This window comes from Aliarcobacter sp. (assembly GCF_041672065.1).
Classification (GTDB): Bacteria; Campylobacterota; Campylobacteria; order Campylobacterales; family Arcobacteraceae; genus Aliarcobacter; species Aliarcobacter skirrowii.
Map to the genome: position 1 here is coordinate 1 of NZ_JBAZAH010000077.1, position 6119 is coordinate 6119.

Here is a 6119-nt window from a genome sequence, read left to right on the forward strand (position 1 = left end):
GAGATATTTGATCAAGAATTCCTACAATCTCATCATGGTCATTTTTTACAACTACTCTTTTTAATCCATGTTTTGCCATTTGAAGTTGAGCATTAAATAAAAAATCATCTTCATTTATATAAATTAAGCCCTTAGAGGCAATTTTTACAACTAAATCATCATAATCCATTCTATTTAAAATAACTTTTTGTCTAAAATCTGAATCAGTTACAATATACATTTCACCAGCTTCATCTTTTAATAATAGTGTTGGAATTTTTTCTTGTTTTATGATTGTAGCTGCTTCAAATATTGTTTTGTTTGTATCAACAACTACAGCTTTATGAACTTTTGCATCTTTAACTTTGGCAATCATAATATTTGCCATATCTTTATTCTTTTCATTTAAGATATTATTGTTTAACTTATCTGAAATGGATTGAAAAAAATAGTTTTCTAGTTGTTGATTTGAGCTTAAAATCTGCATAAATCTCTCTTTTTTAAGAGCATAACAGATACTCTCTTCGATAGCCACAAAACTATTTTTACTATGATTTTTTATCAAAGATACAGAATCAAATATCTCACCTTTTGAGTATACACTTAAAACTTCATCATCGTTTATCTCTTGAATTAAACCTTTTAAAACAAAATATAAAAACTCTGGATTACTATCTTGTGCTTGAACTATTGAGTTTGCTTTAAAATAGACAATATCTAGCTCTTCAACTAAATCGTCCAACTCAAATGTATTTAAATTATTAAATGGGTGAATATTTGAAATAAATTTTTTTTGCTCTTGCATACTCATCTCTCCTATATTAAAAGTAGTGCAAAATCAAAAAGAGAAGAGATTCTCTTTTTGATATTTTTAGTGTGAAACTGCTCCTGCTGAACCAATTCCAGTGTTAGCTCTAACATTTTGAGCTCTAAACATAGCTCTCTCTGCTGTAGCTCGTTTTGAGTTATCAATTATAGAGAAGAACCAAATTGAAACAAAGGCAACTGTAACAGAGAATAGTGCAGGGTGAGCATAAGGGAAAATTGCTTTTTCATTTCCTAAAATTTGAACCCAAACATTTGGGCCTAAAATTACTAGAGAAACTGCTGTAATTAATCCCATAAATCCACCAATAAATGCACCTCTTGTTGTTAATTTTGACCAATAAATTGATAAAAACAAAATTGGGAAGTTAGCACTTGCAGCGATTCCAAATGCAAGTCCAACCATATATGCAATATTTTGAGACTCAAATGCAATTCCAAGTGTAACTCCAACAATACCTACAATTATAACAGTTATTTTTGAAATTTTTACAACTTTTTCATCACTTGCATTTGGATTTATAACATTTGCATAAATATCGTGTGAAATTGCACTAGCACCTGCAAGAGTTAATCCAGAAACAACAGCCAAAATTGTAGCAAATGCAACAGCCGAAATAAATCCTAAGAAAGCATTTCCACCAAGCATATGAGACAGGTGAACTGATGCCATATTAGATCCACCAAAAAGTTTTCCATCAACAAAATATTGAGCACCTTCAGCACTGTTTAAAAATGCAATTGCTCCAAGTCCAACAATAGAGATAATTACCCAAAAGTATGCAACAAATCCAGTTGCATAAACAACAGATTTTCTAGCCTCTTTTGCATTTCCAACTGTAAAGAATCTCATTAATACGTGAGGAAGACCAGCAGTTCCAAGCATTAAAGCCATACCTAAAGAGATAGCTGATATTGGATCACTTAAAAAACCACCTGGTTTTAAAATCTCTTCACCTTTTGCATGATTTTCAACAGCAGTTTGGGCTAATGATTCAAAATTAAAACCAAAGTGCCATAAAACCATGATAGCCATAAATGAAACCCCAGAAAGAAGTAAAATAGCTTTAATAATTTGAACCCAAGTAGTTGCAAGCATTCCACCAAATGTTACATAAATAATCATTAGTGCTCCAACCATAAATACAGCATATTCATACTCCATACCAAATAGAATTTGAATAAGTTTTCCAGCCCCAACCATTTGCGCAATTAAGTATAAAACAACAACAGATAAAGAACCAAATGCAGCTAAAGTTCTAATCTCTTTTTGTCCTAATCTATAAGCAGCGATATCAGCAAATGTAAATTTACCTAAGTTTCTTAATTTTTCAGCCATAAAAAATAAAATTACTGGCCAACCAACTAAAAATGAAACAGCATAAATAACTCCATCATAACCATTTAAATAAATAAGACCAGAAACACCTAAAAATGCAGCTGCACTCATATAATCACCTGCAATTGCTAAACCATTTTGAAATCCAGTTATTCCTCCACCAGCAGTGTAAAAATCATTTGCAGATCTTGTTTTTTTCGCTGCCCAATAAGTAATTCCTAATGTTCCAACAATAAATACTAAAAACATTGCAATTGCTGCAAGATTTAAATCTCTTTTACCCTCAAAAGTTGCATCACCTGCAGCAAAAAGAGTAAGTGAAGTTAAAAAAAGTAGAGTTATTATTCTAATCATAAAAACTCCCTTACATCTTTTTTAATTCTATTTGTAAGATCATCAAACTCACCATTTGCTCGTCTTACATAAATTAGCGTTGTAATAAAGCTAATAACTAAAATTGCTAATGCAATAGGAAATGCAATAGTTGTTATATAACCTTCTGCTACTTTTATTGCAAATAGATCTTTATTAAATGCAACTACTACTATATATGAGTAAAACATTACCAAAACAAAAATTCCTAATTTTAAAGCTAATGAGTTTCTTTTAGAAACCAGCTCTTTATATTTAGGATTTGACTCTATTAGATCAACTAATTTCTCATCCATACTATATCTTCTCCTGCGACTTTTTATTTTTGTCAATTGACAAAGTAGTATGATTATACAAAGAAAATTTTATTTTTCAATTGTAAAGTAGTTTTATAGAGTATTTTAAATATAAATCAATGTAAAAAAGTAACAAAAAATGATAAATAAATTATTAAAATTAATAGTATAAATTAAGTTAATATTAAGATACTAAAGAGAGGAGATCTCTCTTTAGAAATTTTATTAGTGTGATACAGCTCCATCAGCACCAATTCCAGTTTCAGCTCTAATTTTTTGAGCTTCAAATCCAGCTTTATCCTCTTCTGCTCTAGCTGAACTATCAGTTATAGAAAAGAACCAAATAGCAATAAACGCTGCAGATACAGAGAATAGTGCTGGATGTGTCCAAGGGAATATAGCATCTTTGAAACCAAAAATATCAACCCATACAGTTTTACTTAGTACAACTAATATAACTGCAGTTAATAGACCTACGAATCCACCCATGAATGCACCTCTTGTTGTTAATTTTGACCAGTAAATTGATAAAAATAAAATTGGGAAGTTCGCACTTGCAGCAACCGCGAAAGCTAGACCAACCATGAATGCAATATTTTGATTTTCAAAAGCAAATCCTAGAAGAACTGCAACTATACCAATAACGATAACTGTTCTTTTTGAAACTTTCATCTCTTCAGCATCAGTCGCTTGACCTTTTCTAATAACGATTGCATATAAATCGTGTGCAATTGAGTTAGAAGCCGCAAGTGCAAGACCAGCAACAACCGCTAGAATTGTAGCAAATGCAACAGCAGAGATAAATCCTAAGAAAATAGAACCACCAGTAGCTTGAGCTAAGTGAACAGCAGCCATATTATTTCCACCGATTAATTTACCAGCAGCATCTAAATAAGCACTATTAATATTTGGATCCATTAGGTAAACAATTCCACCAAGACCAACAACAGCGATTAGTAAATAGAAGTAACCAACAAAACCAGTTGCATAAACAACAGATTTTCTAGCCTCTTTTGCATTTCCAACTGTAAAGAATCTCATAAGAATATGAGGTAATCCAGCAGTTCCAAGCATTAAAGCAAGTCCTAAAGAAATAGAAGCAATTGGATCAGATACAAATGAACCTGGTGCCAAAATAGCATCTTTTTTAGCATGTAAATTAACAGCAGTTTCAGCTAAATTTGCGAATGAAAAATTAATTCCAGTTGTAGCTAGAACTAAAAGTGCCATAACAGTAACTCCACCTAGTAAAAGTACAGCTTTAATAATTTGTACCCAAGTTGTAGCAAGCATACCACCAAATGTTACATATATAATCATTAATGCACCAACAATTACAACTGCCCAGTGATATGGAATATGGAATAAAACTTCGATTAGTTTTCCAGCTCCAACCATTTGAGCAATTAAGTAGAAAGTAACAACTGTTAAAGAACCACAAGCAGCAAGAATTCTAACTCTTCTCTCATCTAGTCTATATGCAGCAATATCAGTAAAGTTAAACTTACCTAAGTTTCTTAATTTTTCAGCCATTAAGAAAAGGATAATTGGCCAACCAACTAAGAATCCGATAGCATAAATAATACCATCAAAACCATTTAGATAAATCATACCTGAAATACCTAAGAATGAAGCAGCAGACATATAATCACCTGCAATTGCTAGACCATTTTGGAAACCTGTAATTCCTCCACCAGCTGTATAGAAATCTGAAGCAGATTTTGTTTTACTAGCAGCCCATTTTGTAATACCCATAGTTCCAATAATAAATACAAAGAACATAATCATAGCTTCCATATTTACACCACTTTTAGAATCATCCGCAAATAGTGCTAATGATGATAAACCTAATAAAGTAATTATTTTTAACATTATAATATATCCTTTACATCATTTTTAATATCATTAGTTAAGTCCTCAAACTCACCATTTGCTCTAACAACATAAACTAGAGTTGTTAAGAATGCTATTACAATAATTGCAAAACCTATAGGGAATGCAACCGTCATTGTTTCACCTATTTTTGTAGCAAAGAACTCTTTGTTGAATGCAATAGTTAATATGAAACCATAATAAACTACTAGCATGAAAATTGCTAATTTAATAGCAAAAGAACTTCTTTTTGAAACAAGTTCATGGTATTTAGGATTAGCTTTAATCCTTTCTACTAATTTGTTATCCATTTTTTCTCCTAAAATAAGATTAACTGAAATAGTAAAATATTTTAGTTGCAAAAGCATAGCATTTAAAAAAAAAAGGTTTAAAAAGATTAGAAATAATATAAAATATTATTTCTAAAAGTTAATTTTTTTCTGTTTTGCGAGATTTTTTAGTTTTAAAAATATCATAGAAGTCATTATTGCATCATTTAAAGCATCATGTTTTCCTAAAACTGGTATATCAAGAAAAGTCATAATAGTATCAAACTTTAAATCTATAAAACCGTAGTTATCTTTTGATTTTTTAATATCATAGTATATTCCACTAACTTCAATTCTTTCATTAGGAAGTGGAACTCCTATTAAAGTTTTTGTATATCTTGAAATTATTGACATATCAAAATCTATATAGTAACCAACAATTGGTCTTGAACCAATGAATTCAAGTAGTTTATATATAGCTTCATTTGGTTCAACTGCATTTTCTAAATCAATCTCTCTTAAGTGGTGAACTTTAATTGATTCTATATTTATACTTTTTGATGGTTTTAAATATATATTAAATGTATTTCTCATAAGAACTTTATTTTCTTTAATTAAAACAGCACCAATAGATAAAATCTCATCTTTTTTTGGATTTAATCCTGTAGTTTCACAATCTAAACTAACATACTCTTCAAACGGTGGCTCATCAAATAAAAAATCAAATCTTTTATCTAATAGCTTTTTTCTATTCCATGATTTTAAAATTTTTTTAAACATTTTAATAAATCTTATCTAGTTTAAATACATAGCTTACAAAGTTTTTAAACTCATTTGCAATTTTAAGACTCTCTTTGAGCAAATCTCTCTCTATTTTTCCAATCTCATTTGCATTTATATTGTTGTTTAACTCTTGATTTTGTTGAATAAGTTCTAGTTGATGTCTTAATCTTATTGTGTTTGCTATTTCAAGTGCTTCAAGAATCTCTGCGCTCATTTTTTTATCCAAAATATTTTTCTGTTCTAAAAGTTGAATTCTTTTTACAGTTGTTGTCTCTTTAATTCCCTCTCTTAAAGAAAAACTTCTAATTCCGTGAATAATTGGGAATATAACTGCTTTTTTAATATTTATTAAATCATTTTTCCCCATAAAATTTGATACAGTTG

At 29.9% G+C, this 6119-nt stretch carries 7 protein-coding genes; all 7 read right to left on the reverse strand.

The annotated features are described in order from the left end of the window. On the reverse strand, positions 1-784 hold a 784-nt coding region (locus WC168_RS09075; RefSeq protein ID WP_372618798.1), incomplete at its 3' end, for a cyclic nucleotide-binding domain-containing protein. A 66-nt stretch (positions 785-850) separates the two neighbouring features. Continuing rightward, positions 851-2497 (reverse strand): cation acetate symporter, encoded by a 1647-nt coding sequence (locus WC168_RS09080; protein ID WP_372618800.1) that lies wholly within the window; start codon positions 2495-2497, stop codon positions 851-853. After that, a complete protein-coding gene (locus tag WC168_RS09085) occupies positions 2494-2811 on the reverse strand; it encodes a DUF485 domain-containing protein (protein WP_372618801.1) in 318 nt (105 codons plus the stop codon). Before WC168_RS09085 ends, WC168_RS09080 begins: the two co-directional genes overlap by 4 nt. Positions 2812-3036: 225 nt before the next feature. Further along, complete coding sequence (locus tag WC168_RS09090) at positions 3037-4683, reverse strand: cation acetate symporter (protein WP_372618803.1); 1647 nt, start codon at positions 4681-4683, stop codon at positions 3037-3039. After that, positions 4683-4994: a DUF485 domain-containing protein gene (locus WC168_RS09095; RefSeq protein ID WP_066408320.1), complete on the reverse strand. Its 312-nt coding sequence runs from the start codon at positions 4992-4994 to the stop codon at positions 4683-4685. Before WC168_RS09095 ends, WC168_RS09090 begins: the two co-directional genes overlap by 1 nt. 111 nt (positions 4995-5105) lie before the next feature. Then, a complete protein-coding gene (locus tag WC168_RS09100) occupies positions 5106-5732 on the reverse strand; it encodes a 3'-5' exonuclease (RefSeq protein ID WP_372618806.1) in 627 nt (208 codons plus the stop codon). Between the two features lies 1 nt (position 5733). Then, a partial coding sequence (locus WC168_RS09105; RefSeq protein ID WP_372618808.1) for a putative nucleotidyltransferase substrate binding domain-containing protein occupies positions 5734-6119 on the reverse strand: 386 nt, incomplete at its 5' end.